Annotated in this window: 25 protein-coding genes and 2 tRNA genes; 8 read left to right on the top strand and 19 right to left on the bottom strand. The window is 56.5% G+C overall.

Going from position 1 to position 26,474, the window contains the following annotated elements; all coding sequences use genetic code 11:
• Window positions 1-13 precede the first annotated feature (13 nt).
• Both dnaG and K0O24_RS12835 read right to left on the bottom strand, forming a co-directional pair.
• On the bottom strand, window positions 14-1,840 hold the full coding sequence (gene dnaG, locus K0O24_RS12840) for a DNA primase (protein WP_219893123.1): 1,827 nt from the start codon (window positions 1,838-1,840) through the stop codon (window positions 14-16).
• Window positions 1,841-1,844: 4 nt separating this feature from the next.
• Window positions 1,845-2,297 carry a GatB/YqeY domain-containing protein gene (locus K0O24_RS12835; RefSeq protein WP_219893122.1) on the bottom strand — a complete coding sequence of 151 codons (453 nt, stop codon included), beginning with the start codon at window positions 2,295-2,297 and terminating at the stop codon, window positions 1,845-1,847.
• Window positions 2,298-2,433: 136 nt separating this feature from the next.
• On the opposite strand from K0O24_RS12835, the gene carA reads away from it, so the two are divergent.
• The 3 genes from carA (at window position 2,434) to greA (ending at window position 7,495) form a co-directional block, all read left to right on the top strand.
• Window positions 2,434-3,600 carry a glutamine-hydrolyzing carbamoyl-phosphate synthase small subunit gene (gene carA / locus K0O24_RS12830; RefSeq protein ID WP_219893121.1) on the top strand — a complete coding sequence of 389 codons (1,167 nt, stop codon included), beginning with the start codon at window positions 2,434-2,436 and terminating at the stop codon, window positions 3,598-3,600.
• Window positions 3,600-6,935, top strand: a complete 3,336-nt coding sequence (gene carB, locus K0O24_RS12825) for a carbamoyl-phosphate synthase large subunit (RefSeq protein ID WP_219893120.1) — start codon at window positions 3,600-3,602, stop codon at window positions 6,933-6,935. The genes carA and carB overlap by 1 nt, the downstream gene beginning before the upstream one ends.
• A gap of 83 nt (window positions 6,936-7,018) precedes the next feature.
• The gene (greA, locus tag K0O24_RS12820; RefSeq protein ID WP_219893119.1) at window positions 7,019-7,495 is read left to right on the top strand and encodes a transcription elongation factor GreA; all 477 of its coding nucleotides are present in this window, start codon (window positions 7,019-7,021) and stop codon (window positions 7,493-7,495) included.
• Window positions 7,496-7,497: 2 nt separating this feature from the next.
• Here greA and K0O24_RS12815 read toward each other — a convergent pair whose 3' ends face one another.
• The 12 genes from K0O24_RS12815 to hisI all read right to left on the bottom strand — a co-directional run bounded on the left by K0O24_RS12815 (window position 7,498) and on the right by hisI (window position 18,066).
• Complete coding sequence (locus K0O24_RS12815) at window positions 7,498-7,725, bottom strand: DUF4170 domain-containing protein (protein ID WP_219893118.1); 228 nt, start codon at window positions 7,723-7,725, stop codon at window positions 7,498-7,500.
• A 47-nt stretch (window positions 7,726-7,772) separates the two neighbouring features.
• A tRNA-Val gene (locus tag K0O24_RS12810) sits at window positions 7,773-7,847 on the bottom strand.
• A 129-nt stretch (window positions 7,848-7,976) separates the two neighbouring features.
• Window positions 7,977-8,249: an HU family DNA-binding protein gene (locus K0O24_RS12805; protein WP_219893117.1), complete on the bottom strand. Its 273-nt coding sequence runs from the start codon at window positions 8,247-8,249 to the stop codon at window positions 7,977-7,979.
• A 144-nt stretch (window positions 8,250-8,393) separates the two neighbouring features.
• Window positions 8,394-10,790 carry an endopeptidase La gene (gene lon, locus K0O24_RS12800; RefSeq protein WP_219893116.1) on the bottom strand — a complete coding sequence of 799 codons (2,397 nt, stop codon included), beginning with the start codon at window positions 10,788-10,790 and terminating at the stop codon, window positions 8,394-8,396.
• 61 nt (window positions 10,791-10,851) lie between these two features.
• Window positions 10,852-11,523, bottom strand: coding sequence for an ABC transporter ATP-binding protein (locus K0O24_RS12795; protein WP_219893115.1), 672 nt, complete (start codon window positions 11,521-11,523; stop codon window positions 10,852-10,854).
• On the bottom strand, window positions 11,516-12,766 hold the full coding sequence (locus tag K0O24_RS12790) for a lipoprotein-releasing ABC transporter permease subunit (protein ID WP_219893114.1): 1,251 nt from the start codon (window positions 12,764-12,766) through the stop codon (window positions 11,516-11,518). The genes K0O24_RS12795 and K0O24_RS12790 overlap by 8 nt, the downstream gene beginning before the upstream one ends.
• A gap of 291 nt (window positions 12,767-13,057) precedes the next feature.
• On the bottom strand, window positions 13,058-13,507 hold the full coding sequence (locus tag K0O24_RS12785; RefSeq protein ID WP_219893113.1) for a hypothetical protein: 450 nt from the start codon (window positions 13,505-13,507) through the stop codon (window positions 13,058-13,060).
• Window positions 13,504-14,523 carry a phosphotransferase family protein gene (locus K0O24_RS12780; protein WP_219893112.1) on the bottom strand — a complete coding sequence of 340 codons (1,020 nt, stop codon included), beginning with the start codon at window positions 14,521-14,523 and terminating at the stop codon, window positions 13,504-13,506. The genes K0O24_RS12785 and K0O24_RS12780 overlap by 4 nt, the downstream gene beginning before the upstream one ends.
• A 13-nt stretch (window positions 14,524-14,536) precedes the next feature.
• Entirely contained in the window at window positions 14,537-15,427 is an 891-nt protein-coding gene (locus tag K0O24_RS12775) for an alpha/beta hydrolase (protein ID WP_219893111.1), read from the bottom strand.
• An 11-nt stretch (window positions 15,428-15,438) separates the two neighbouring features.
• Complete coding sequence (locus K0O24_RS12770) at window positions 15,439-17,232, bottom strand: acyl-CoA dehydrogenase C-terminal domain-containing protein (RefSeq protein WP_219893110.1); 1,794 nt, start codon at window positions 17,230-17,232, stop codon at window positions 15,439-15,441.
• A 26-nt stretch (window positions 17,233-17,258) separates the two neighbouring features.
• Window positions 17,259-17,675: a MerR family transcriptional regulator gene (locus K0O24_RS12765; RefSeq protein WP_219893109.1), complete on the bottom strand. Its 417-nt coding sequence runs from the start codon at window positions 17,673-17,675 to the stop codon at window positions 17,259-17,261.
• 31 nt (window positions 17,676-17,706) lie between these two features.
• Entirely contained in the window at window positions 17,707-18,066 is a 360-nt protein-coding gene (gene hisI, locus K0O24_RS12760; RefSeq protein ID WP_219893108.1) for a phosphoribosyl-AMP cyclohydrolase, read from the bottom strand.
• Window positions 18,067-18,211: 145 nt separating this feature from the next.
• Here hisI and purF point away from each other — a divergent pair, with 145 nt between their 5' ends.
• The 3 genes from purF (at window position 18,212) to K0O24_RS12745 (ending at window position 20,801) form a co-directional block, all read left to right on the top strand.
• Window positions 18,212-19,669 (top strand): amidophosphoribosyltransferase, encoded by a 1,458-nt coding sequence (gene purF / locus K0O24_RS12755; RefSeq protein ID WP_219893107.1) that lies wholly within the window; start codon window positions 18,212-18,214, stop codon window positions 19,667-19,669.
• Window positions 19,669-20,376, top strand: coding sequence for an SDR family NAD(P)-dependent oxidoreductase (locus tag K0O24_RS12750; protein ID WP_219893106.1), 708 nt, complete (start codon window positions 19,669-19,671; stop codon window positions 20,374-20,376). The genes purF and K0O24_RS12750 overlap by 1 nt, the downstream gene beginning before the upstream one ends.
• Window positions 20,377-20,459: 83 nt before the next feature.
• Complete coding sequence (locus K0O24_RS12745) at window positions 20,460-20,801, top strand: PilZ domain-containing protein (protein WP_246611001.1); 342 nt, start codon at window positions 20,460-20,462, stop codon at window positions 20,799-20,801.
• On the opposite strand, the gene K0O24_RS12740 is transcribed toward K0O24_RS12745, so the two are convergent.
• The 4 genes from K0O24_RS12740 to K0O24_RS12725 all read right to left on the bottom strand — a co-directional run bounded on the left by K0O24_RS12740 (window position 20,774) and on the right by K0O24_RS12725 (window position 24,549).
• Window positions 20,774-21,790 carry a serine hydrolase domain-containing protein gene (locus tag K0O24_RS12740; protein WP_246611000.1) on the bottom strand — a complete coding sequence of 339 codons (1,017 nt, stop codon included), beginning with the start codon at window positions 21,788-21,790 and terminating at the stop codon, window positions 20,774-20,776. The two genes, K0O24_RS12745 and K0O24_RS12740, sit on opposite strands and share 28 nt — an antisense overlap.
• Before the next feature lie 82 nt (window positions 21,791-21,872).
• A complete protein-coding gene (locus K0O24_RS12735; RefSeq protein ID WP_219893103.1) occupies window positions 21,873-23,174 on the bottom strand; it encodes an SAM-dependent methyltransferase in 1,302 nt (433 codons plus the stop codon).
• A 284-nt stretch (window positions 23,175-23,458) separates the two neighbouring features.
• The gene (locus K0O24_RS12730; protein ID WP_219893102.1) at window positions 23,459-23,947 is read right to left on the bottom strand and encodes a hypothetical protein; all 489 of its coding nucleotides are present in this window, start codon (window positions 23,945-23,947) and stop codon (window positions 23,459-23,461) included.
• On the bottom strand, window positions 23,944-24,549 hold the full coding sequence (locus K0O24_RS12725; RefSeq protein ID WP_219893101.1) for a hypothetical protein: 606 nt from the start codon (window positions 24,547-24,549) through the stop codon (window positions 23,944-23,946). Before K0O24_RS12725 ends, K0O24_RS12730 begins: the two co-directional genes overlap by 4 nt.
• A gap of 148 nt (window positions 24,550-24,697) precedes the next feature.
• Between K0O24_RS12725 and K0O24_RS12720 the strand changes: the two genes are divergently transcribed.
• On the top strand, window positions 24,698-25,090 hold the full coding sequence (locus K0O24_RS12720) for a heavy metal-binding domain-containing protein (RefSeq protein WP_425514742.1): 393 nt from the start codon (window positions 24,698-24,700) through the stop codon (window positions 25,088-25,090).
• A gap of 144 nt (window positions 25,091-25,234) precedes the next feature.
• On the opposite strand, the gene K0O24_RS12715 is transcribed toward K0O24_RS12720, so the two are convergent.
• Window positions 25,235-25,324: transfer RNA gene (locus tag K0O24_RS12715), tRNA-Ser, on the bottom strand.
• Between the two features lie 99 nt (window positions 25,325-25,423).
• Between K0O24_RS12715 and K0O24_RS12710 the strand changes: the two genes are divergently transcribed.
• Complete coding sequence (locus tag K0O24_RS12710; protein ID WP_219893100.1) at window positions 25,424-26,467, top strand: lytic murein transglycosylase; 1,044 nt, start codon at window positions 25,424-25,426, stop codon at window positions 26,465-26,467.
• Window positions 26,468-26,474 lie beyond the last annotated feature (7 nt).

Genomic DNA, 26,474 nt, shown 5'->3' with positions numbered 1-26,474 from the left:
TTACGTCCCTTGTTTATTCTTCTTCGCCTTGAGCGAGCGCTGCAAGCCGGCGATCTGCATCGCCCAAGGCCTCAACCAATCTCATCTGCTCGGCAAAGCCGCTTTCGTCCCACTTTTCCGCTAACCTCGCTGTTGCTGCGGCTAACGCTGCATCAAGAGCCGGGCGAGCTGCCAAAGCCTCAATGGCCATCCCGAGATCGCGTCGCGCAATTTCGGAATCGGCCTGCCTCCGCGTGAACGAAAAGGCAAGCCCGTTTGAATCCATGAGGCTAGCGACAAGTTCTCCCAAACCTGCCGATTCGCATATGGGCACTAGGGCGTCAGAATCAAGCATTACCCCATCATATGCTGCATCAAGCAAAATCAGACGCAACTGATCAAGCTCCGGATCCTCGATCAAAAGCAGCGAAAGCGCATCGGCGCAGGTCAGGATCATTGCAGGATGACGCAAGAGCCCGACAAGGATCGCCCGCGCGAAGACAGGGGCAACGCCACCCCCGCCAATAGTGCGCGTCTTGTTACTGAGTGGTCGTTCGGGCTGGAATTTCGGATTAGCGAAGGATCGGCTGCGCGGCGAAGGCTGAGAGGTGAAGAGTGCATCGAAGCGGGATCGAAATTCCGCGAGATATTGCCCACGAACATCGCCATGGCCGATCGCCTGGGCGTGATTGTTCAGCCGCTGCCTCAACCCTGCCCGATCTTCTGGCGTGCGCAGCGGGACGGCCTCGACTTCGGATCGCCAGAGCAGGTCCACGAGCGGCTCTGGTTGGGCAAGGAGAGCATCCATGGCGCGCGGCCCGCCATTGCTGACCACATCATCAGGATCCTGCCCCTTGGGGAGGGTGGCAAAGGCGAGGGACCTGGACGGCGCAAGGTGGGGCAGGGCGCGCAGAGCCGCCCTCAAGCCTGCCTTCTGCCCAGCCGAATCCCCGTCAAAACACAGGACCGGAACATCTGCCAGGCGCCAAAGCCGCTCGATCTGATGCTCGGTCAGCGCGGTTCCAAGCGGCGCGACAGCATCGCCAATGCCTGCCTGAGCAAGCGCAATCACATCCATATAGCCTTCGACGACAATGATCCGACCCGTCTTACGGGAGGCCGTCGCAGCGCGATCCAAGTTGTAAAGCGTGCGTCCCTTGTCAAACAGCGGCGTGTCAGGTGAGTTCAGATATTTGGGCTCGCCCGCGCCGAGAATGCGGCCGCCAAAGGCAATGACGCGTCCGCGCGGATCGCGGATCGGGATCATGATCCGACCGCGAAACCGATCATAGGGCTCCTTGTCATCGACCGAAATCAGCAGGCCCGCCTCGACAAGCTTGTCCACGCCAAAACGGCTCAGCGCAGTCTTCAGCTTCGATTTTGAATCAGGGGCGAAGCCAATGCCGAAGGTAGTGATCCACTCTTGCCTCACCCCCCGTCGTTCAAGATAGGTGCGCGCTTCGGCTCCCTCAATCCCTTGTAATGATTGCGAAAACCATTCCGCGGCTGCGGTCATGACGTCATAAAGCGAGTTCGCACGCTCTGCTCGTTCGGCAGCACGCGGGTCAGCCGCCGGCACCTCCATCCCGGCGGCCTGGGCCAGTTCCTTGATCGCGTCCATGAATGGCAAGCCGCGCTGGTCCGTCATCCAGCGTATGGCATCTCCATGTGCTGAACAGCCAAAGCAATGATAGAAACCCTTTTCGTCGTTGACATAGAAACTGGGTGTCTTCTCGTTGTGGAATGGGCAGCAGGCCCGGAACTCTCGTCCCGCCTTGGTGATCTTCACCGTCCGGCCGATAAGCGCGGACAGCAGGGTCCGCGCGCGCAGTTCGTCAAGCCATTGCGGGGAGAGTGTCACGGGTTCAGGACAGCGCGGCCTTGACCAGCCCGCTTGCCTTGCTCATGTCCAGCGCACTGGCGTGCCGTTCCTTGAGCAGTGCCATGACCTTGCCCATGTCCTTCACACTTGCAGCACCCACTTCGGCCTTGATTCCCTCGATCAGTGCCAATGTTTCGGCCTCGTTCAATTGCTGCGGCAGGAAGGTTTCGATCACTACAACCTCCGCTGCTTCATTGTCGGCAAGTTCCTGCCGCCCGCCTTGCGTGAACATTTCGATCGATTCGCGGCGTTGCTTCACCATTTTCTGCAGCACCTCGACCACCAGAGTGTCATCATCAGCAGGCGATTTGCCCGTGCGTGCCTCAATGTCGCGGTTCTTGATGGCCGCCATCATCAGACGGATCGTGGCTGTTTTCTGCGCGTCGCGGGCCTTCATGGCCTCCACCTGCGCGGCTTGGATACGCTCGCGAATCATATTGTCTCTCAAAATCGGGAAAGAATACTCTTAGCGCGAGATTTTCAGTTTTAACAGATTGACGCTGCGGCTTGCCGTCTCTAGCGGACGGCTCTTAACGACATTGTTACAACCCCTGTTTCGGAGCGACCCCATCATGGCCGACCCCACCTCTTCGCGCGCGCCTGCAGGAGCGACGGGGGTATTGGTTTTGGCATCCGGAGAGCTTGTGTGGGGGCGGGGTTTCGGCGCTGAGGGCCACAAGGTCGGCGAGGTCTGCTTCAACACGGCGATGACGGGATATCAGGAGATCATGACCGATCCCTCCTATGCCGGCCAGATCATCAACTTCACATTTCCCCACATCGGCAATGTCGGGACGAATCCTGAAGATATCGAGGCGCTCAATCCCCATGCCCTTGGTGCGATTGTCCGCCAGGATGTGACGGACCCATCCAATTTCCGCAGTACCCAGCATTTCGACAGCTGGATGAAGGCGAACGGGCGGATCGGGCTTTCAGGCATTGATACGCGCGCACTCACCCGCAAGATTAGGCTATCAGGGGCCCCGAACGGAGTGATCGCGCATTCTGCGTCCGGCAAGTTCGATATTCCGGCGTTGTTTGCCGAGGCAAAGGCCTGGCCGGGCCTTGAAGGTATGGATCTTGCCAAGGACGTGACGACGCTGCAGTCCTATGGTTGGGACGACGGGCTTTGGACTCTTGGGCAGGGCTATGCGGCACACAGCGCCAATCCCGAAGGGCCGAAGGTTGTTGCCGTCGATTACGGGATCAAGCGCAATATCCTGCGCAACCTGATCGATGCGGGCGCGCGGGTTACGGTCGTTCCGGCGACTGCCAGTTTCGACGACATCATGGCGCACAATCCGGACGGTCTGTTCCTCTCTAACGGCCCCGGAGACCCTGCCGCGACCGGAGAGTATTCTGTACCGGTGATCCAAAAGTGGCTCGAAACAAAGAAGCCGCTCTTCGGCATCTGCCTAGGCCACCAGATGCTGGGCCTCGCGGTCGGCGCCACCACGATCAAGATGTTCCAGGGGCATCGCGGCGCCAACCACCCGGTGAAGCGGCTCTCCGACGGCGCGGTCGAGATCACCAGCATGAACCACGGATTTGCGGTCGATGCGGAGACTCTCCCCGGCAACGCACGCCCAACGCACGTCAGCCTGTTCGACGGCAGCAATTGCGGGTTCGAGCTGACGGATCGGCCTGCATTCAGTGTGCAATATCACCCAGAGGCCTCACCGGGGCCGCAGGACAGTCATTATCTTTTTGAAAAATTTGTCGGGATGCTGAGTTCATAATGCCCAAACGCACTGACATATCCTCCATCCTCATCATCGGCGCGGGTCCTATCGTGATCGGGCAGGCGTGCGAGTTCGATTATTCGGGCACACAGGCTGTGAAAGCTCTCAAGGAAGAGGGCTATCGCATCATTCTGGTCAATTCGAACCCGGCGACAATCATGACCGATCCGGAGCTGGCGGACGCGACCTATGTCGAACCGATAACGCCCGGTGTCGTGGCGCGGATCATTGAGAAGGAACGTCCGGACGCCGTTCTGCCCACAATGGGCGGGCAGACTGCACTCAATACGGCGCTGGCTCTGTTCAATGATGGCACGTTGGAAAAATACGGCGTCGAAATGATCGGGGCCGACGCGGAAGCCATCGACAAGGCCGAAGACCGGATGAAGTTTCGCGAGGCGATGGACAAGATTGGCCTTGAATCGGCCCGTTCCGGCATCGCACATTCTGTTGAAGATGCGCTGGCAGTTTTAGAGCGCACTGGCTTGCCCGCGATTATCCGGCCAAGCTTCACAATGGGCGGCACCGGCGGCGGCGTAGCTTATAATCGGGACGAATTCATCCAGATCGTGACAGGCGGCCTCGATGCTTCGCCGACAACCGAGGTGCTGATCGAGGAATCGCTGATCGGCTGGAAAGAATATGAAATGGAAGTCGTCCGGGACCGGAACGACAATGCCATCATCATCTGCTCGATCGAGAATGTCGACCCGATGGGCGTGCATACGGGCGATTCAATCACGGTCGCCCCGGCGCTCACTCTGACCGACAAGGAATACCAGATCATGCGCAATGCAAGCATCGCTTGCTTGCGTGAAATTGGGGTTGAAACAGGGGGTTCCAACGTACAGTTCGCAGTCAATCCAAAGGATGGCCGCCTGATCGTGATCGAGATGAACCCGCGTGTATCGCGATCATCTGCACTCGCTTCGAAGGCCACGGGCTTTCCGATTGCCAAAGTCGCCGCGAAACTGGCCGTGGGCTACACGCTCGACGAGATCGACAATGACATCACGGGCGCCACGCCTGCGTCTTTTGAGCCGACGATCGACTATGTGGTGACAAAGATCCCCCGTTTTGCCTTTGAGAAGTTCAAGGGAGCAGAGCCGCTGCTTTCGACGGCCATGAAATCCGTCGGCGAAGTTATGGCCATTGGCCGGAATATCCACGAGTCGATGCAAAAGGCGCTCCGCGGCCTTGAAACAGGGCTGGCGGGATTCAACTATGTCGACACACTCAAGGGCGCATCTCGTGACGATCTGATCGCGGAACTGTCCCGCGCGACGCCAGATCGGCTTCTCGTCGCAGCCCAGGCACTGCGTGAGGGGATGAGCGTTGCAGAGATCAACGCCATTGCGAAATATGACCCATGGTTTCTGGAGCGGATTGCGGAGATCGTTGCGGCTGAAAAGAATGTTGCCGCCAATGGATTGCCGCAGGATGCCGAAGGCTTGCGCCGTCTCAAGGCCATGGGCTTTTCGGACAAGAGGCTGGCCTTCCTGGCGCTTGAATCAGCGAATTTGCCAGGGGGAATGGGCCGTGCAGTAGCGCATGGCTCCGGCCTGATCGCAGAGACTGTGCGGGCGATGACCGGTGGTGTTACCGAAGCGCAGGTGCGAGCATTGCGCCACAAGTTGGGGGTGCGGCCCGTTTTCAAACGGATCGATACCTGTGCGGCAGAATTCGAAGCCAAGACGCCGTACATGTATTCAACTTATGAGGCGCCCTCGTTCGGAATGCCCGAGTGCGAGGCCCAGCCGACTGACCGAGAAAAGATCGTCATCCTTGGAGGCGGTCCGAACCGGATCGGGCAGGGGATCGAGTTCGACTATTGCTGCTGCCACGCCTGCTTTGCGCTTTCTGACTCTGGCTATGAAACAATCATGGTCAACTGCAATCCCGAGACGGTGTCGACGGACTATGACACGTCTGATCGTCTCTATTTCGAGCCGCTGACGGCGGAGGATGTGCTCGAAATCCTCCATGTCGAGCAGCAGAAGGGCAAACTCAAGGGCGTGATCGTCCAGTTTGGCGGGCAGACACCGCTCAACCTTGCCAAGGCGCTGGAAGAGGCTGGTATCCCTATTCTCGGTACATCTCCCGATGCCATTGACCTGGCCGAAGATCGTGAACGGTTTGCGGCGCTCGTGAACAAGCTTGGGCTCAAGCAGCCGGAGAACGGCATTGCGCGCAGCCGTGACGAAGCCATCGCTGTAGCCGAGTCCATTGGCTATCCCGTGCTGATGCGCCCGTCCTATGTGCTGGGCGGCCGCGCAATGGAGATTGTCGACACCCAGGCCCAGCTGGAAAACTATATCCAGACAGCGGTGCTGGTTTCCGGGGAATCCCCTGTGCTGATCGATCGTTACCTGAGGGATGCGATTGAGGTCGACGTTGATGCGATTGCAGATGGCGATGACGTCGTTGTTGCTGGTATCCTGCAGCATATTGAGGAAGCCGGGGTCCATTCGGGCGACAGTGCGTGCTCCTTGCCGCCCTATAGTCTTCCCGCCGAGATTATTGCGGAAATCCGCACACAAGCGGAAGCTCTGGCACGCGCGCTATCGGTACGGGGGCTGATGAACATTCAGTTCGCGATCAAAGACGGCGAAGTCTATCTGATCGAAGTCAATCCTCGTGCGTCGCGCACTGTGCCGTTTGTGGCGAAGGCCATTGGGGCGCCGATTGCCAAGATCGCAGCCCGTGTCATGGCAGGCGAGAAGCTGAAGGACCTGCCGAAGATCAATCTCGATATCGATTATATCGCAGTCAAAGAGGCCGTATTCCCCTTCGCCCGCTTCCCCGGTGTCGATCCGGTTCTTTCCCCGGAAATGAAGTCGACAGGGGAAGTGATGGGCATCGACCAGGATTTTGCAATGGCTTTTGCCAAGGCGCAAATGGGCGGCGGAACGATGCTACCGGATGGAGGAAAGCTGTTCGTCTCCGTCAAAGACAGTGACAAGAGCGTGATCCTGCCCGCGGTCAAACAGGCTGTCGAGCTTGGCTTTGCAGTCTGTGCAACTGGAGGAACTGCGGACTATTTGTCCAAGCAAGGTATTTCGGTGGAGCGCGTCAACAAGGTGGCTCAGGGCCGACCGCATATCGTCGACAAGATCAAGGACGGTGAAATCGATCTGATCTTCAACACAACAGAGGGTTGGCAATCGCTGAAGGACAGCGAATCCCTGCGCCGATCCGCATTGATGGGGAAGATACCATACTTCACCACAGCCTCTGCATCAGTGGCTGCCGCGCAGGGAATTGGTGCACTGCGGTCGAGAAAACTTGAAGTTCGCACACTTCAGTCTTATCATTCATCCAGCGCACGCTGATCCCGACAATTCAGGTGAACGGGCGGGCGGTCTCCAGTCGGAGCCGCTTGATGTAGATTTTTTGACGGACGAAGGTTTGAGAGATGGCGACAGTCGACAAGATGCCGATGCTCCTCGAAGGGCACAAGATGCTGACCGAGCACCTCTCGCGCTTGAAAGCGGAGCGCCCACAGATCATCGACGCGATCGAAGAAGCGCGGGCGCATGGTGATCTCTCGGAGAATGCGGAATATCACGCTGCCAAGGAGCGCCAGGGTCAGGTCGAAGCGACAATCAGTGACCTTGAGGACAAGCTCAGTCGCGCAATGATCATCGATCCCTCGACGCTATCAGGAGACAAGATCGTATTTGGTGCCACTGTCACCTTGCTTGATGAGAACGACAAACCGATCAAATACCAGATCGTGGGACAGCCTGAGGCCGATGCCAAGACCGGCAAGATCTCATACAACTCGCCGCTTGGTCGCGCCCTTATCGGACGGAAGGTCGATGATGAGATCGAAGTGACGGTGCCATCTGGCGATCGTTACTACCTCGTGTCAAAGATCGAGTTCATCTAGCTCTATTTGGCTGGTTTCAGCATTTCCGGCTGCAGGAGCCGGTGCAGATGGACGACGACATACTTCATCTCTGCATCGTCGACAGTGCGTTGCGCTGCGGCTCGCCATGCCTTTTCTGCAGTTTTGTAATCGGGGAACATCCCGACAATGTCTATGGATTTCAGGTCAGCGAAATCCAGGGTGCGGGGATCTTTGACGCGACCGCCGAAAACGAGGTGAAGATTGCTCATGCTTGTCCTGAAAATTCAGCCCGGGGAGGGGATTGAGGCAAAGTGCGTGGTGGGCGCGGCAGGGATTGAACCTGCGACCCCACCCGTGTGAAGGGTGTGCTCTACCACTGAGCTACGCGCCCGCACTGTGCTGCGAGGCCGTTAGACAAGGGCGTTCTGAAAGACAAGGCTGTTGGCAGAACAAAAAAGGCGGGCAGCACCCATGGATGCTGCCCGCCTTCCTGTACTGTGCCTCCCGAAGGAGAATCCAATCAGTTAACGGCGTCTTTCAGACCCTTGCCAGCCTTGAACTTGGGCTGGGTCGAAGCGCTGATCTTCATCGGCTCTCCGGTCCGGGGGTTGCGACCGGTCGAAGCCTTGCGCTTGGAAACCGAAAAAGTGCCGAAACCAACCAGGCGAACTTCATCACCCTTCTTCAAAGCGCCGGTGATGGCATCAAATACACCTTCAACTGCCTTGCTCGCATCAGCCTTGGTGAGGCCCGAAGCATCGGCAACTGATGAAATAAGTTCTTGTTTGTTCATTTTTATGAACCCCCTATCAGATGGTTTCAGAGTGACTCGCGGTCAATCTGGCGGCTACTAACCCCAACCGCTGGGCCGCTGTCAAAGGGATTCACGCGAAAAATCGCCAAAATCGGACATTTCGTGCGATTTTTCGGTGAAAGCTCAATGCGGCAGTGATTCACCTGACGCGCCAACCGCCACTGGCGGCTGTGCAGCAAGCTCATCGGCCTCGGTCCATTCGATGGAATGCAGCGGTTCCGTAAGGGCGATTGCCAAAACCTCATCCACATGGCGCACCGGGATGATCGTCAAGGCTTCGCGGATGTTCGCGGGAATCTCGACCAGATCCTTCTCGTTCTCCTGCGGGATGATCACGGTCTTGATACCGCCGCGCATGGCCGCGAGGAGTTTTTCCTTGAGACCTCCAATTGGCAGCACCCGGCCGCGAAGTGTCACTTCGCCCGTCATCGCCACATCTCGGCGAACCGCAACCCCCGTGAGTGTCGAAATCATCGCAGTAACCATCCCAATGCCTGCTGACGGCCCATCTTTTGGAACAGCACCTTCGGGAAGGTGGATATGCAGGTCCTTGCGTGCAATCAGGCTTGGCTTGATGCCATAAGCCGGGCTGCGTGCCTTCACGAACGAGAGGGCCGCCTGGATGGATTCGTTCATCACTTCACCCAGCTTGCCTGTCGTGCGCACAGCGCCTTTACCCGGCACAGTGACGGCTTCGATCGTCAGGAGTTCGCCGCCCACTTCGGTCCATGCGAGTCCCGTCACGGCGCCTATCTGGTTTTCCTCTTCACTGAGCCCGTGGCGGAACTTGACCACCCCGGCAAACTCGGAGAGGTTGTCCGGTGTAATCACAATCTTTTCGGCCTTGCCTTCAAGAATGCGCCGAAGCGACTTGCGTGCCAGCTTGGCAATTTCCCGCTCTAGCGTGCGGACGCCGGCCTCCCGGGTATAGCCCTGGATAAGTGCGCGCAAGCCAGCGTCGGTCAACTCGAATTCGCCGGCTTTCAGCCCATGTGCCTCGACCTGCTTTTCAATCAGGTGGCGCTTGGCGATTTCGACCTTTTCGTCTTCGGTGTAGCCTTCGAGGCGAATGATCTCCATCCGATCAAGCAAAGCTTGCGGTAGGTTCAGCGAGTTTGCCGTCGTGACGAACATCACGTCAGACAAGTCTATGTCGAGTTCAAGATAATGGTCCTGGAACTTGCTGTTCTGCTCCGGATCAAGCACTTCGAGCAACGCAGACGCAGGATCGCCTCGGAAATCCTGACCAAGCTTGTCGATTTCGTCGAGCAGGAAGAGGGGATTCATTGTCCCCGCCTTCTTGAGATTGCTGACAATCTTGCCCGGCAGCGAACCGATATACGTCCTGCGATGGCCCCGTATTTCGGCCTCGTCGCGCACCCCACCCAAGGACTGGCGAACAAATTCCCGGCCGCACGCCTTGGCAATCGAGCGACCAAGAGACGTCTTGCCGACGCCCGGCGGCCCCACGAGGCAAAGAATCGGTCCCTTCAACTTGGACGTGCGCGCTTGCACTGCCAGATATTCAACGATCCGGTCCTTGACCTTTTCAAGAGCATAATGGTCATTGTCGAGCACCGCCTGCGCGGCTGCGATATCCTTTTTGAGCTTTGATTTCTTGCCCCAGGGCAAGCCCAACAAAACATCGAGATAATTACGGGTGACTGTTGCTTCAGCAGACATGGGCGCCATGGCCTTGAGCTTTTTCAGCTCGCCCGTGGCTTTGGTCTTGGCTTCCTTGGAAAGCTTCAGCGTTTCGATCTTCCGACCAAGCTCCGCAAGTTCATCGCCTTCGCCGTCCTCACCCTCATTGCCGAGTTCACGCTGGATGGCCTTGAGCTGCTCGTTGAGATAATATTCGCGCTGCGTCTTTTCCATCTGACGCTTCACGCGGCCGCGGATCTTTTTTTCGACCTGCAGGACGCCGAGTTCACCTTCCATAAAGGCATAGGCCATCTCGAGCCGCTTTCCCGGATCGCGCTCGATGAGCAGGGCCTGCTTGTCGCTGACCTTGAGCGAGAGATTGGCTGCAACTGCGTCTGCCAACCTCGAGGGATCCTCGATCTCTGAGAGCTGAACTGCCGTTTCTGCAGGGAGCTTCTTGTTCAGCTTTGCATAGTTTTCAAACTGATCGACGACCGAACGCATAAGCGCGGTAACTTCAGTCCCAGCCGCCTTTTCTTCCGCGATCAGTTCAATCGTGGCCGTAAGGAAGTCGCCGGAGCCCGTCAGGCTCGTGAGAGTTGCGCGCTGCTTGCCTTCGACCAGCACACGCACGGTGCCGTCGGGAAGCTTCAGAAGTTGGAGCACTGACGCAATCACGCCAAGATCATAGAGATCATCCTGACCCGGATCGTCCTGAGCCGGATCAAGCTGGGCAACAAGGAAGATTTCCTTGTCAGCATTCATTGCCTGTTCAAGGGCCGCCACCGACTTGTCGCGGCCGACGAATAGCGGCACGACCATGTTTGGAAACACGACAATATCTCGCAACGGCAAGACGGGATAGGACTGGGTCATTGTAGCTCCAAAAAGCGAATATTCGGCTATATGGGTGCACAGGTTGGGCTGATCAATGCCGTCAGCCTAAAATCCCCTCATGAAGTCTGAGTGTCCGGTCCATCCTCGCGGCAATCCGTTCATTATGCGTTGCAATCAACGCCGCAGATCCTTCTATGCGGACAAGTTTAAGAAATTCTCCAAGCACAACATCGGCAGTTGCCTCGTCAAGATTGCCCGTCGGTTCATCGGCAAGGATGAGGGCAGGGCGATTGGCCAAAGCCCGAGCGACCGCAACACGCTGCTGCTCGCCTCCTGAGAGCTGGCTCGGTCGATGCTCGAGGCGCCCTGACAGGCCAAGCGATCCCAGTAACGATCCCGCACGTTGTTCAGCTTCAGCGCGCGAAGCACCATGAATAAGCTGCGGAAGGATAACATTTTCGACAGCGGAAAAATCTGGCAGCAAATGATGAAACTGGTAAACAAAGCCGAGCATGTCGCGCCTCAGTCGCGTCCGTCCGCCATTGTCGAGACCCGCGGCTTCTTCCCCGGAAATGCGGATTGAGCCGGAAAAGCCTCCCTCAAGCAGACCGAGAGCCTGCAGCAAGGTCGACTTGCCCGAACCGGAAGGGCCAAGCAAAGCGACAATTTCACCTGCACCGACTTTCAGATCGACGCCACGCAAGACCTCGATTGTCACCGGGCCTTGGGTGAAGCTGCGCTTCAGTCCCGAAACGATGACGACTTCACTCATAGCGCAGCACCTGTACCGGATCGGTGCCTGCGGCCTTGAAAGCAGGGTAAAGCGTCGCAAGAATCGTCAAGACAAGTGCCATGAAGACAACGCCCAGAACCTCAAGCGGGTCGGTGCGAGCAGGCAATTCGGTCAAGAAGCGGATTGAAGGATCCCACAAATTCTGGCCTGTCAGGAACTGGATGCCGTTGACCATGGCTTGGCGAAAATAGAGAATGACAAAGCCCAGAACCACGCCCGCTGCAATACCCAGTGAGCCAATGACGATACCGACGGTCATGAAAATCCTGACCAGGCTTGCACGCGACGCGCCCATTGTCCGGACAATTGCAATATCGCGTGTCTTGGCGCGAACGAGCATGATCAGGGACGAAAGGATATTGAATGCAGCAACCAGAATGATCAGGGAAAGGATCACGAATGAAACAACGCGATCCACCGCAAGAGCCTCGAAAAGGGAGGCATTCATGCTCCGCCAGTCGGATACCACGGCACGATCCCCGACTTTTGCTGCCAGAGGGGCTAGAATCGCGCCCACCTTGTCAGGATCGACCGTATCAAGTTCGACCATGCCTACAGTATCGCCAAGCAAAAGCAGTGTCTGTGCATCTTCGATGGGCATGATGACGAACGACTTGTCATAGTCGTAGACGCCCACTTCAAAGATTGCCGCGACGCGATAGCTGACGATGCGCGGAACCGAACCAAATGGCGTTGTTTGTCCGTCCGGCGAAATAAGGCTGATGCTGCCGCCGATCTGGGCACCCAGCTCATCTGCCAATCGTGCGCCGATTGCGACATTCCCGCTACCAGGAACCAGGTCCGAGAGTTTTCCGATCAAGACCTTGTTCTGGATCGATGAGTTCGATCGAATGTCCTTGACTGTCATGCCGCGCAACAGCACGCCCTCAACGCGTCCCTGATAGCTTGCCATCAAGGGTTGCTCGATCAGCGGGATTGCAGACTTGACGCCAGGCGTCGCCTTGGCCTCTGCCATAATCTGCTTCCAGTCAGGCAGCTTGCCGCCATAGCCTTGCACAACGGCGTGACCGTTAAGTCCAACGATCTTGTCGAACAATTCCGCACGGAAGCCGTTCATTACACTCATGACGACGATTAACGCGGCCACGCCGAGCATAACGGCAAACAGACTGATGCCGGCGACAAGGAAGATAAATCCTTCGCCGCGCCCGGGGAGCAGATAGCGTTTGGCGATCATGCGCTCATGGGCTGAAAGGATCATGCATCGGCACTAGAACGCGGGAGCATTACTGGCAAGCATCGGGAACTGTGGCGGAATCAACACAGTGAGTGCCAAATCGACTCCGAGAGACAAATCGGGCGATGACAAATCGGCCAGTCTTCCGTAGCCACATGATTCTGAAACGTGAGGCCACGGTTCGGGGAGGTCGACGGCTCCACGCCCAAGCTGGAATACTGGCGGGCTGTGTTGAGACGAAAACCAAAACGGGGGGTGACGAATTCGTCACGCAGGTGCCCGGACTGGAAACGGTCCGGGCATTTGTCTTTTTCGCTACATCGCAGGCATGACTAACATGCGCCTTTCCGACGCGCGTACCAGAAACTGCCAGATTTCCGCGTTCAGTGCGCGTGCCCACTCGTCATCAATCGTTTCAATGGCAATCTGGAGCGCTATCAAGGTTTCGGTGTAGCGGTCATGAGCGGCGGACAGGGTGCTAAGCCTGAGGTCCGCTTCCTCCAAAGCTGCGTCATGCGCCAATCGCACTCGGAGCGGAGCCATCAGGTCCATCTTCGATGCTGCTAGAAATATCATCCGCATCTCGCGATTTTCGCGCGAAAGCGTATCCGCTGCCCGATCGGCTTCCTGGGCGAGCAGAATCGACAGAAGCGCTGCGATGCGGGCATCGCCCGTCGCATAAGATTGCATATCCAGTTGCGGCAGTATCCGGGTTGCGAGTGTTGTCGCAAGCGTAGTCAAAAGTTGGTCTATGCCTGGCTTCATGCGAATATTCCTGCAAGTCGGGTAGCAAGAACGTGATTTCCGATTGTTTTTGGATACCAGGCTGAAAATGCGAGCACTGGGTCGCTGTTGACGCCCGCAACGCTGGCATGGCCAGAGGAAATCCAGATTGCCATTCCCTTTACGGAAGCGAACATTTCCCACCAGCGAAAAGCTGCTTCATCGAACATGAGCCCACTCGCATTCTCCCATATCCTTATCGCTTCGCTCCGCTCGATCAGGCCAGCCGCACGACTTGGATCTTGTAAATTCCAGAGCGGATCCAGCGTCCACGCAAGATCTTCAAGGGGGTCTCCTATGTGAGCCATTTCCCAATCCAGAACCGCAACAATTTTTCCCGCACTGTCATGAAGGACATTGCCATTTCGGTAGTCGCCATGAACGATGGTCAGCTTCTGGGCGGGAGGTGGCGGATTTTTGCGAAGCCATCGAATGGCCGCCATCAATATGGGTTCCGGCTGAAGCCCATTTTTCTCCACTTGGCCAGCCCAGTAGTTCAGTTCCCGGGACCAGCATTCGTCGGGTTCAGGGACATCGACCTGCCCCGCAAGCGGGCTTGATAGGGCATCTGCGCCGTTGATCTTGCCCAGGTATTCGAAGAATTGCTGCCCGATTGCGTCCCGATTTTCACCGTAAGCACCTGCGACGAACGGGCTGACCGCTTCTCCTCCCTCGATACGCTGCATGATGAAAAACGGCGTACCAATCAGTGCTGCGTCCTCACACAGGCTGACGGCACGGGGAACAGGAATGCCGCAGTGCTCGACAGACTTGTACGCAGCAAACTCAAGTGCCCGTGGTGTATCAATGAGGCTGTCGCCAGGGTCGCATCGCAAGATCAGGGCATGCAAAACCTGATTGGCAAGAACGTCAATTGCATAAGTCTCGCGGGATGCACCGCCGTGAAACCGGCGAATGTCTATGATCTCAGCCCCGGGTGCATTCAATGCTTTTGCAATGTGCTCGCCAACAGCAGCCAGTTGCGCATCGTTCAGCACGGGGAATCCTCATCTAATGTTGTTCGGTGACCTTCATGAGGAAATCCGCACTGTCCTGCAAGACGGGTGCCTTGCTTCGGAATGGTTTCGACAGGGCCATCACAATGTCTTCGTGATTAAGGTCGTTATAAGCTCGAAATTTCACAGGTGCTCCAAGTTCGTGGAGTTTACGAGAAAGCAGGATCGCATTTCGCGGTTTGACCGTGTCATCCGATGTCCCGGTAATGATCATGATTGGCGGAGCATCCTTGCGCGCAAAGGCAATAGGCTGGGTTTCGAGCGGGCGAGGCCAGCGGTTCATAGCATTGATTGATCGGCGTGAGTCATAGGGGTAAAAATCATAGGGCCCAGACAGGCCAACAGTGCCGCGAATAATCGATGGTTTGACGCCTGCGGACATGAGATACGACCGATCCAGCGTCAGCATCATTGCAATATAGGCGCCGGCGGAATGCCCAGCTAGGACAATCCGGTCGGAGTCGCCGCCGTATCGGGAGATGTTGTCATGCACCCATCGAACAGCCGCCGCCGCATCTTGATTGAAAATCGGAAAATGAACATGCGGCACTTTCCGATAATCGGGCAAGACGACAATGAACCCGCGATTGGCATAGGCACGCGCTGCAAAACCATAATGGTCACGGTCGCCATTTGCCCAGCCACCCCCATAAAAGAAGACCAGCACCGGCCTTTTGCGATGTGCATTAGGAGCATTAACTCCCCAGATATTGAGCTTCTGGGCGCTGGCTTCATCAAAAGTGATGTCGGACGCCAATTTCTCAGCATTGTTCTGGCCTGGCCAAAACCTGTCGAGGTAATCAAGCTGATTTGGTGGTTCCACAATCCGGGTGAAAAGAAGCAGCGCCACCGCCACGGCGATGAGACAAAAAAACAGGGTTTTCATTCAAATTCCAATCAGAAGGCTTCAGCCGGCAGTGCCATGATTGCCTCGGCTCCAGCTTCAAGCTTGCGACGCAAGGCCCCGCTGTCAGGCATGATCCGCTCTGCATAGAAACGGGCGGTCGTCAGTTTCGCCTGCATGAATGCCGCATCTTCAGTGCCGGCTTCCAATGCTGCATGCGCTGCGCTGGCCATTCTCAGCCACATCAGGCCGACAGAGACAATGCCCATTAAGTGCAGATAAGGGGTAGAACCCGCGCCAGCGTTGTCAGGATTGGCCATGCCATTCTGCATCAACCACATGGTGGACGCCTGAAGATCCCCCAGCGATTTTTCAAGACGTGTCGCATAGTCCGAAAGAGCCTCGTTTGACTTGGCGGCTTCAATCTCGCTGGTGACGAGCGCAAAGAACGCGCCGACGGCCCGTCCGCCATTCTGGGCGAGCTTGCGTCCGACCAGGTCAAGTGCCTGAACGCCATTAGCACCCTCATAGATCTGGGTGATCCGGGCATCGCGAACATACTGGCTCATGCCCCATTCTTCGATGTAGCCATGGCCGCCATAGATCTGCTGCATTGCCGTCGCGATCTCATAGCCTTTGTCGGTCCCATACCCCTTGATCACCGGCGTCAGGAGAGAAATCAGGTCATCCGCCATCTGGCGTTCAGCCTCGGTCTGGGCACAATGAGCAAGGTCGACCTGAAGCGCCCCCCAAAGGCAAAGGGCCCTAAGGCCCTCGGTCAACGCTTTAGCTTCCATGAGCATGCGGCGGATATCCGGGTGAACGAGAAGCGTGTCCGCCTTTTCCTGCGGATCCTTGGCACCGGTGAGTGATCGGCCCTGACGCCGGTCTTTCGCATATTGCAGGCCGTTCTGGTAGGCGATGTCACCCTGAGCCAAACCTTGCACACCCACACCAAGACGCGCGGCATTCATCATGATGAACATGGCCGCCAGACCCTTGTTTTCTTCGCCGACCACGTAACCTGTTGCGCCATCATAGTTCATTACACATGTGGCCTGCGCACGGATGCCCATCTTGTGTTCGATTGATCCACAACTCACAGCATTCCGCTCGGCAAGGGTTCCATCGTCGTTCACCAGGAATTTTGGAACGATGAAAAGCGAAATGCCTTTGCTGGATTCTGGCGCATCAGGCGTCTTCGCAAGCACAAGGTGGATGATGTTTTCCGTCAAGTCATGATCACCGCCCGAGATGAAAATCTTGGTGCCGGTGATGCTGTAGCTTCCATCGCTTTGCGGAACGGCGCGAGTGCGGATCAAGCCCAGGTCGGTACCGGCATGGGATTCGGTCAGGTTCATTGTTCCGCCCCACTCACCCGAAACCATCTTCGGAACAAACTTGGCCTTTTGTTCGTCTGACCCCTTGACCAGTATTGCTGCTACAGCACCCATGGTCAGACCGGGATACATGCCGAAAGACTGATTTGCAGCCATGCGAAACTCTTCCATGGCCGTCCCGACAACATGCGGAAGGCCTTGGCCGCCAAACTCTTCCGGAGCTGAAAGACCGACCCAACCACCTTCGCGATAGGCGCGGTAAGCCTCCTTGAAGCCATCTGGCGTGCTAACACTTCCATCGGCATGGCGAGTGCAGCCTTGTTCATCGCCGGACTTGTTCAGCGGGAAAAGGATTTCTTCGCAAACTCGACCGCCTTCAGTCAGGACGGCGTCGATCATGTCGGGAGAGGCGTTTTCGAAACCTGGCAAGTTGGCATACCGTTCAATGCCTATGACATGATCGAAAATGAACCGCGTGTCGCGGACTGGGGCAATATACTGGGGCACGCATTCTCTCCTGGTGACAAGCCTTGTCAGGCGTCGCCGGGGGCGTCCGCCTTCTTCACAATATCGATGAAACGCGACAATTCATCAATATGCGCGTCAATATCGAGGCGCTGGCGTTTGAGCAGGTCAATTCGCGACTGGCATTTCTCGATTGTGACCAACCGTTGCGCATGTCTGCCATCGCCAATATCGTAGAGATCTATCATTTCACGAATGTCGGCTAGGCTGAAGCCCACGCGTTTTGCGCGAAGAATCCATGCCAGACGAGCACGATCACGCTTCGTGTAAATCCGTGTAAGCCCCCGCCGGATAGGGGAGATCAAGCCTTCGTCTTCATAGAAGCGCAGCGCGCGCGCCGTGACTTTGAATTCGTCGGAAAGGTCCGAAATCGAATATTGGTGTCGATCACGCGGGTCGACGATCTCTACGGTAGCACTGGACATGAACAAGTGTTACTTTACGTGCACGTAAGGGTCAATCCCGGACCAGCGCACCGTTTTCGACCCGTCGGAAAAAGCAACTCGCTTCTCCCGTATGGCATGCCGGTCCGTCGGGACGGCACTTCAGCCAAATTGCATCCTGATCGCAATCGATGCGCGCTTCTGAAACATGCAATACATGGCCAGAGGTCTCGCCCTTTATCCAGAGTGCCGCTCGTGATCGCGACCAAAAAGTTGCTTTGCCGGTTTGCAGAGTTAACTGCAACGCCTCGGCATTCATGTGCGCCAACATCAGTACGGTGCCACTATCTTCATGCGTACAGACCGCTGTGATCAACCCATCGGCGTCAAATTTGGGGTCAAGGGCAGAACCAGTTTCGCGCTCATCAGTCATGAGTTCAGTTTAGGGAAGTTGCAGGGGAGGGCAAGCTCGCGCCTCGGTGATATCTGCCCGCACTGAGATTTACTGTCATTGTGCATTACAAATTGAAGACAAGCCCCTATATGCCCGGCACGGCGCAACTACCGGGCGATTCCAAATGATCACGACTCATCCGTTCGATGATGATAAATTGCGGGAAGAGTGTGGAATCTTCGGCGTTTGGGGGGCTGACACGGCCTCGGCCGTGGTGGCTCTTGGCCTGCATGCGCTTCAACATCGCGGACAAGAGGCGGCCGGCATAACAAGTTGGGACGGCAACAATTTCCATTCCCATCGTGCAATGGGCCATGTTGCAGGGAATTTTGATCGCGATGAGATAATCAATGGTTTGCCCGGCAGTGTAGCTTGCGGCCATGTCCGTTATGCGACAACGGGGGAAACTTCGCTTCGAAATGTCCAGCCGCTTTTTGCCGATCTTGCTTCAGGTGGCTTTGCCATTTCACATAATGGCAATATTTCCAATGCGATGACGGTGAAGCGCGACCTTGTCCGCAAAGGGGCGATCTTCCAATCGACCAGCGATACAGAGGTAATTATTCATCTCGTCGCAACCAGCACGTACAGGACGCTCCTCGACAAGTTCATAGACGCGCTAAAGCAGGTTGAAGGCGCCTATTCCCTGATTTGCCTTACCCCGGAAGGCATGATCGCCTGCCGCGATCCTTTGGGTATCCGCCCCCTGGTCATGGGCAAATTGGGTGATGCCTATATTTTTGCGTCAGAGACTGTTGCACTCGACGTCGTGGGCGCAACCTATGAACGTGAAATCGAACCTGGAGAAATCGTCATTGTCGCGCGAGGAGAATTGCGATCCATAAAGCCATTTTCTGCCATCAGCCCGCGACCATGTATCTTTGAGCATGTCTATTTTTCTAGGCCGGATTCAATTGTTGATGGTTCAAGCGTGTATTCCGTCAGAAAGGCGATTGGGGCGCAACTTGCAATCGAGAGCCCGGTTCGGGCCGATCTTGTCATCCCCGTGCCAGATAGTGGAACGCCAGCAGCGATAGGCTATGCGCAGCAATCGGGCATTCCTTTTGAACTTGGCATCATACGCTCGCACTATGTCGGACGAACGTTCATCCAGCCAGGTGACCAAGTCCGGCATCTGGGCGTAAAGCTGAAGCACAACGCTAATCGTGCATTGATTACGGGCAAAAGCGTTGTCCTGATTGACGATTCCATTGTTCGCGGCACCACCAGCCTCAAGATTGTCCAGATGATGCGCGATGCGGGCGCGACCGAAGTTCATTTGCGGATTGCCAGCCCGCCAACGCGCCACAGTTGCTTCTATGGCGTTGATACGCCTGAACGGTCGAAGCTTCTGGCGGCCAAGCACAATCTGGAAGAAATGCGCACCTTTATCCACGCAGACAGCCTTGCGTTTGTTTCGATCGATGGGCTCTACAAAGCGCTTGGTGAAGAGCGCCGGGCAGACATTCGCCCGCAATTTTGCGATGCCTGCTTTACCGGGGACTACCCCACACGACTGACGGATCAGGACGAAATTGCCCCCGAAAGCCAGTTGAGCCTGCTGGCCGAACGGGTGGTGTGATGGCGGGACCGCTGGAAGGACAAATTGCGCTTGTTACGGGCGCGTCTCGCGGGATTGGCGCGGCCGTTGCAGAAGCATTGGGCAAGTCAGGTGCGCATGTGATCCTCACGGCCCGGACCTCTGCTGGCCTCGAAGAAGTCGAAGAGCGCATTCACAAGGCTGGTGGAACAGCCACGATTGCTCCGCTGGATCTCACTGACCCGGAAAGTATCGGTCGCCTTGCTCAGGCGATTGCCGGTCGTTGGGAAAAGCTCGACATTCTTGTCTTGAATGCTGCCATGCTGGGAACGCTTGCACCTGTTCAACACCTTGACGCAAAGGAATTTGCCCAGATTTTCACACTCAATGTAAGTGCGCAGGCAGCTTTGATTGCTGCCTTCGACGCGTTATTGAGGAAGAGCGGGCAGGCGCGATTGATAGGCATCACATCAAGCGTTGGCGCATCCCCACGTGCTTTTTGGGGCGCTTATGGCGCATCAAAAGCTGCGTTCAACACACTGCTCGGGGCCTATGCGGAAGAGAATCGCAATACTGGGAGGCTTGCAGTGGCAATCGTTGATCCGGGCGCTACCCGCACCAAAATGCGGGCGCAGGCTTATCCGGGTGAAGATCCAGCCTTGCTTAAGTCGCCTGATGAAGTCGCAAAGAGAATCCTCCAGCTGCTGACCGATGGATTCGAAACCGGTCATAAGGAACGCGTCGGTTAACCAAGTCTGGCAGGACGGCGTTAGGCATTTGCGCCGTAATTTGCGTGCAGGACCAGCATTGTCAGGAATGAACGATGCACGAAATGAACTCATATCATTCTGCCGCGCAGGAAGATCGTTGTGGAACAAGAGCACCCATGCGCCTGGCGGCAAAGCTGCGCGCATCTGGGGCGCCAGGCTTTGAAGTAACGGTCTATGACCTTTCGATAAGCGGCTTTTGCTGCGATGCCGTGACCGGAATGAAGCCCGGCGCCATTTGCTGGGTCACCCTGCCAGGACTGTCGAGCCTTCAGGCCAAAGTCATCTGGAATGACGGCTCACGAGTCGGCTGCGCGTTCGACCATCTTCTGAATGTCGCAGTCTATGACCGCATTGTTGCGGTCCATGGGACCGCTCCTCAATCCTCGGTATCCAACGCTTTCTGAACCGCCTTGTAAAAGGCGAGCCGTTCGGCACCGACTCCTTCGGGGTCGGTGGCGAGCGGCCAGTTGCCGTTTGAAGCAATGACCAGCTTGCGCTTCGGATCAATGAAGATGCCCTGGCCAAAGATTCCCTGGGCAGCAAAACTGCCATCGTCGTTTGTCCACCATTGATAGCCATAGCCACGACCGGGGTCACCGATGTCCGCTTGCTTTGTCGTGGCCCTTGGCAGCCAGTCATCAGGCAAGACCTTGTTGCCCGCGGCAATGCCGCCGCCAAGGACAAACATGCCGAACCGGGCATAATCCCTCAAAGTTGCCGAGATGCAGCATCCGCTGATCTCGTGACCGGTTGCGCCGAGCATCCAGACGGCATCGCGTTCCATCCCGAAGGGGTTCCATATCTTTTCCGAAAGATAGGCTGAAAGAGTCTTTCCTGTGGCGCTGGAAACCAGGACGCCAATCAGGTTGGTCTCGCCAGTCTTGTAGACCCATTTAGTTCCTGCAGGAGCCTCGCGCGGCAATGTGCGCATGTAGCTGACAGTAATATCAAGCCCGGGTTCTGGCTTTTGTTGATTAAACAGCGCCACGTCGGATTTTGGATCCGTGTAATCCTCATTCCATTTCACGCCCGAGGTCATGGTAAGCAATTGCCGCACGGTGACATCGTCATAGGCGGACCCCCGCAAACCTGGGATATATGCTGTCACCTTGTCGTCGATGTTCTTGATGTAGCCATCCTTGAGAGCTGCCCCGACCAATGTCGATGTCAGGGATTTCGCTACAGAAAAGCTCGTCCAGCGGCCTTCCGGCCCATAACCGAGCGCATATTTTTCAAAGCGGATCTTGCCATCCTGAATGATCAGCAGGCCGGCATTTCGCTGGTGCTGCATGAATGCATCAATATCGAGATCGAGTTTGATCGGCTTGCCCTGAGGCAACCCAATGACTGGTCCTCCAGCCGCAATTGTATTCGCCTTTGCGATTTTCTCCATCGCGCGGAACGCTGTGTCACGTTGTTCTTGAGTCCAGAAAAGCACATTCTGATCCTTTGGCAGCTCTGGGGCAGATTGGGCGTTAGCGCCGGATTGCAGTAACGCCAGTGCCAAAATCCATTTCCGCATTGTCGCTCGCTTCCTTGACCAGCGTCACCTGACCGACTGTGATGCCGCCACTTCGGAATCCGCCTTCACAATACATCAGGTAATAGCGCCATAAAGCCAGAAATCGCGCATCGAACCCGGGAGGCAGGCGTCCCGCCGCCACTGCGTCGTCAAAGCGCAGCCGCCAGCGACGCAAGGTTTCGGCATAGTGCAGGGGAAAATAATGCGGATCCTCCCACCTCAAGCCTCGCGCCTCGGCAAGAGCACGAAAGCGACTTTCTGACAGCAGCATTCCGCCAGGGAAGACATAGGCCTGAATAAAGTCCGCACTCGCAGCATAGCGCTCGAAAATCGCATCATCGATGGCAATGAACTGAAGGGCAGCCCGACCGCCGGGTTTCAGGCTTCGCGAGATGATATCAAGGTAAGCTGGCCAATAAGCCTGTCCGACCGCCTCCACCATCTCGACAGACGCTATGGCATCAAACTGACCTTTGACATCTCGATAATCGCGGATTTCATAGGAGACATCCACATTTTCGCTGTGTGCCACGTCTGCTGCCCAGGTGCACTGGGACGGAGACAGCGTGATCGCGGTTACATGGTGGCCACGATGTGCACAATATCGAGAGAAAAAGCCCCAGCCGCAGCCGATCTCCAGAATTTTCGAACCGGCCTGAAGATTAAGACGCGCGACAAGTGCTGCAACCTTGCGCTCCTGAGCGGTTTGAAGCGATTCATCCGAGGGCAGGGGCTCCTCAAACAAGGCACTTGAATAGCTCATCGTCTCATCAAGCCAACTGCTGTAGAAATCGTTGCCCAGATCATAATGGGCAATGATGTTGCGGCGCGCGCCTGGACGGCTGTTGCGATTGAGACCATGCAGGATGCGCCGCACGAGGCGGGCAAGACCAGAAGATCGACCGGTATCGCCAAGGCTGTGGCGATTGAGCATGAACAATTCAAACAGTGTCGCTGGGTCCGGGCTGGCCCATTCGCCCTTTTCCCAAGCCTGATACCATCCCACCGAGCCAGAGCGCGCAAGCCGCAGAAGTGGGCGCCACCGCCGCAATTCGACCCGCGCGACGGGGCCCGGAGCATGGCCGCCAATAGTGCGGAAACGGCCGTCTGGCAGAATTGCCTCGATGGCACCGGTCTTCAACCGGGCATCCAGAAGATCGAGGAAACCCTCAAATTTCCCAGCAGCCACCCGCCCAAGCAGACCCTTGCTTAAGCTGCCCGCTGGTTCAACCGAATTGAAAGATTGGGTGTTCATAGCGGGCCCAAACCTAAGCCCAGCGGTGTCAGGAGGGCAAGTGGCGGTGCACTGGATTCGACATGTCGTGCAGCCCCATTCTGATAAAAATCCACGTCCCACTGCAATAGAAACGTCACCCATCTGGCTCCAAATTATTCACAACCAAATCTATACTCTCGATACGAGATATTTGGCTGCATAGCAGGGGATCTGAGGTTGAACTTTTTAGCCACTCGCAAACCGTCGCCTTCCAAGTGAGCAGACCTAAGCTAGTAGGGCCAGACGATAGAACGGGCTAGTCTTTAAGGCAGAGTTACCGCTGTCGTATGCGCAACAAAGGCGATTATAGGTGTGCCAGCGGGGATTGTGGCACTTCGTCCTGTGAAACCGGGGGTTAGGACAGCCATGCCAATCACTGCGCCAGCAGAAACGCTGCCACGATTTGAAGTATTGCCTAACAAGCGCACCGTTGTGTTTTGGACCGTCAGGTAGAGAGGCTGAATAACAAGTTTTCCTGACATTCCCAGCGCGCCTTTTGCGCGGGCATCACTGACCTGCCCCATAGCCGGAGTGCCGCTGGGCACTATGATCTGGCCATTGACAATGACGTCTGCTGTTGTGCGCAAAGGAACCAAATCACCCTTTACGCTGGTCTTGCTTGTCAATGGAGAAATCGTTTCAAGTCGTACTTCAGTGTCTGAATTCAAAGACACCGTCTGCGCAGCACTTGAGATACTGGCCATCAAACCGGCTAAAACGATGAGCCTGCGAACGGTGTAAGCAGCCTTCATTGTGGCGCACCCGACGTCGTTGGAGCAACGCGCTTGATTGGATTACTCGTCAGATCAAGCATTACATCTTCACTGACAAAAGCAGACAGAATCTCCCCCGCCTTTATCTTCGCATTGTTGCCACGATGGAAAAGCCCCACAACGCCAGTAAAGATCACTGCCACGCCCGCAGAACCTGCGCCGGTTCCTTTTGCGCTCACTTCGCCATCAAGGGGAATTTCTGCATCCCCCAAACGAATGTGCTGCAGCCTAGCGGTCATCCTTCCCGATTTCCCAAGTCCCCCGGAATCGTCAGCAGCCACAACCGTACCGAATGCAGGAGTGCCGACAGGAACTATGGTGCGGCCGTCGATCAATAACGGCTGTTGGACGCGAAGCTTGATTCGCGTTCCAGGTGCCGCCGTAGCGGTGCTCACTTCGCTGATAGCCATGAGCACAACTGGTGTATCACGCCGGATAAGCACTGGAGCCTGTACTGCTGCTACTGGGGCCGCTGAAGCAGGTGAGGCTTCAACTTCTGTTGGAGTGGATCCCAGAGGCTGAGAAGGCACATTTGTCGTCGCGGCAACCGCCACAAGAATTATTTCAAGCAATTGCTTCACTCCCCCCGATCGAATTGTTCCGATCGCCCCAATTGTCGGAACCCATCTGCCAATGCGACTAACACGCTTGCGAGGATGTGCAAATTATTGACACCATATGCAACATTCTGCCACGTCGCCCGATCGTCAACGCGTGGGAGGACGCAGAGTGAAAGTTTCAAATCTTATCGCCGTCACATTGCTGGCCGTTACCGGACTTCAGCCAGCCGTGGCCAAGGAAGCGCCAAAAGCCTATGTTGTGGTTAATGAAGACGTCGGCGTACCGGTCTTCCCATATGATATCACAGACCGCCCGTATAAGGTGCTGGGCGAAGTGACAGCGGGTGTGCGCAAGGCAACCGTATTCAGCAAGGAAGCTTCGCAGGCGAAAGTCTATCGCGAACTTTGGGAGCGCGGCGAAAAGATGGGTGCAGACGCGATAATTAACGCCAAGTATGGCGATTCCCACATCTCGGCTTTCAGCTGGGGCAAAACCAATGCGACGGGCACTGCGATTAAATTTACCGATCCGGCAACAACGCCACCCCAGCCAGCTCAGTAATTAACGGCGGTACATCCGGCGGCCTATTTCTAGCGCCGCTGGACTTGCCGATTGCTTTGAATGAAGCCTGACGCTTTGGCGAATGGGTGCGCCACGTCTCGCACGGCGCATTCCCAAGAAATAACTAAAGATGTCATGAAATTCTGGCGGACAGGGTGGGATTCGAACCCACGGTGAGCGTGAACCCACGCCGGTTTTCAAGACCGGTGCCTTAAACCACTCGGCCACCTGTCCGCTTTAGGGGGCCGCGCATAGCGGAGTCTTTGCCTCTGGCGCAAGCGGCGTTGCGAAAAGGGGATGGCGGGGCTGGGTCGACTGTGGCAAACTCGGCGCATGCGAGATTTTCGTCTCCGCGCCGCGATTGTTCTGGCGTGCCTTCCAGTCGCCTTGGGGGCCAGTGCTGCGCCCGATGTCACAGTACAAGGCTCAGACCCCTTCCAGAGTTTCATCGAGCAGCTGCGGTCGCAAGCTCTGGCGCAAGGCGTTACTCCCGGCACGGTCAATGCAGTCTTGCCGACCCTTTATTTCAGCCAGCGTGTCGTTGATCTTGATCGCGCTCAGCCAGGTGGACCGCCCAATTCGCCCATACCGAAATTTGCGCCTTATGCGGCGCAGCATGTTGATACAGCGCGCATCAACAGGGGCAGGGCAAAGTACCAATCACTGTTGCCGCTGCTTCAGCGGGTCGAAACTGAAACGGGCGTGCCCGAAGCGATCATGATTGCTATCTGGGGCCACGAAACCAATTACGGCGCGTACACTGGCGATTTCGATCTGGCCAACTCCCTTGCAACACTTGCTTATGAGGGCCGGCGCCGCAGCTTGTTCACGACTGAATTCATTGCAACCCTGAAGTTGATTGACGCCGGTTTCCCCCGTGAAAAGCTCAAAGGTAGCTGGGCTGGGGCGACTGGTTATCCGCAGTTCCTGCCGTCGACCTACCTGCGGTACGGCAGGGATGGGGACGGGGACGGGCGCGCGGACATCTGGTCAAGCGAAGCGGATGCGCTGGCATCAATTGCCAAATATTTCGAAGCGTCCGGTTGGCGTCGCGGCCAGCCTTGGGGCGTGAAGGCTTATGTTCCAGATTCACTCGACCGTTCGCAGTTTGAGACACGCCTCACAGCATCCCGCTGCCCGCGCGTTTTTGGGAGGCACAGTCAATGGAAAACCCTTGCTGAATGGAAAGCTCAAGGTGTCATCCCGACTGAAAGCAAGGGGATACGTGACAGCGATCTGGCGACCTTGCTCGAGCCGGACGGCCCCGGCGCCACGGCCTATCTTCTCACTGGAAATTACAGGGTCATACTCGAGTATAATTGCTCCAATTTTTACGCATTATCGGTGGGGCTGCTGGCGGATGAGGTCGAACGTTAACGGCATG

The organism is Aquisediminimonas profunda, assembly GCF_019443285.1.
Lineage (GTDB): Bacteria > Pseudomonadota > Alphaproteobacteria > Sphingomonadales > Sphingomonadaceae > Aquisediminimonas > Aquisediminimonas profunda.
Note: the sequence above shows the minus strand (reverse complement) of the source record. Positions and strands in the feature narration are given on the sequence as shown.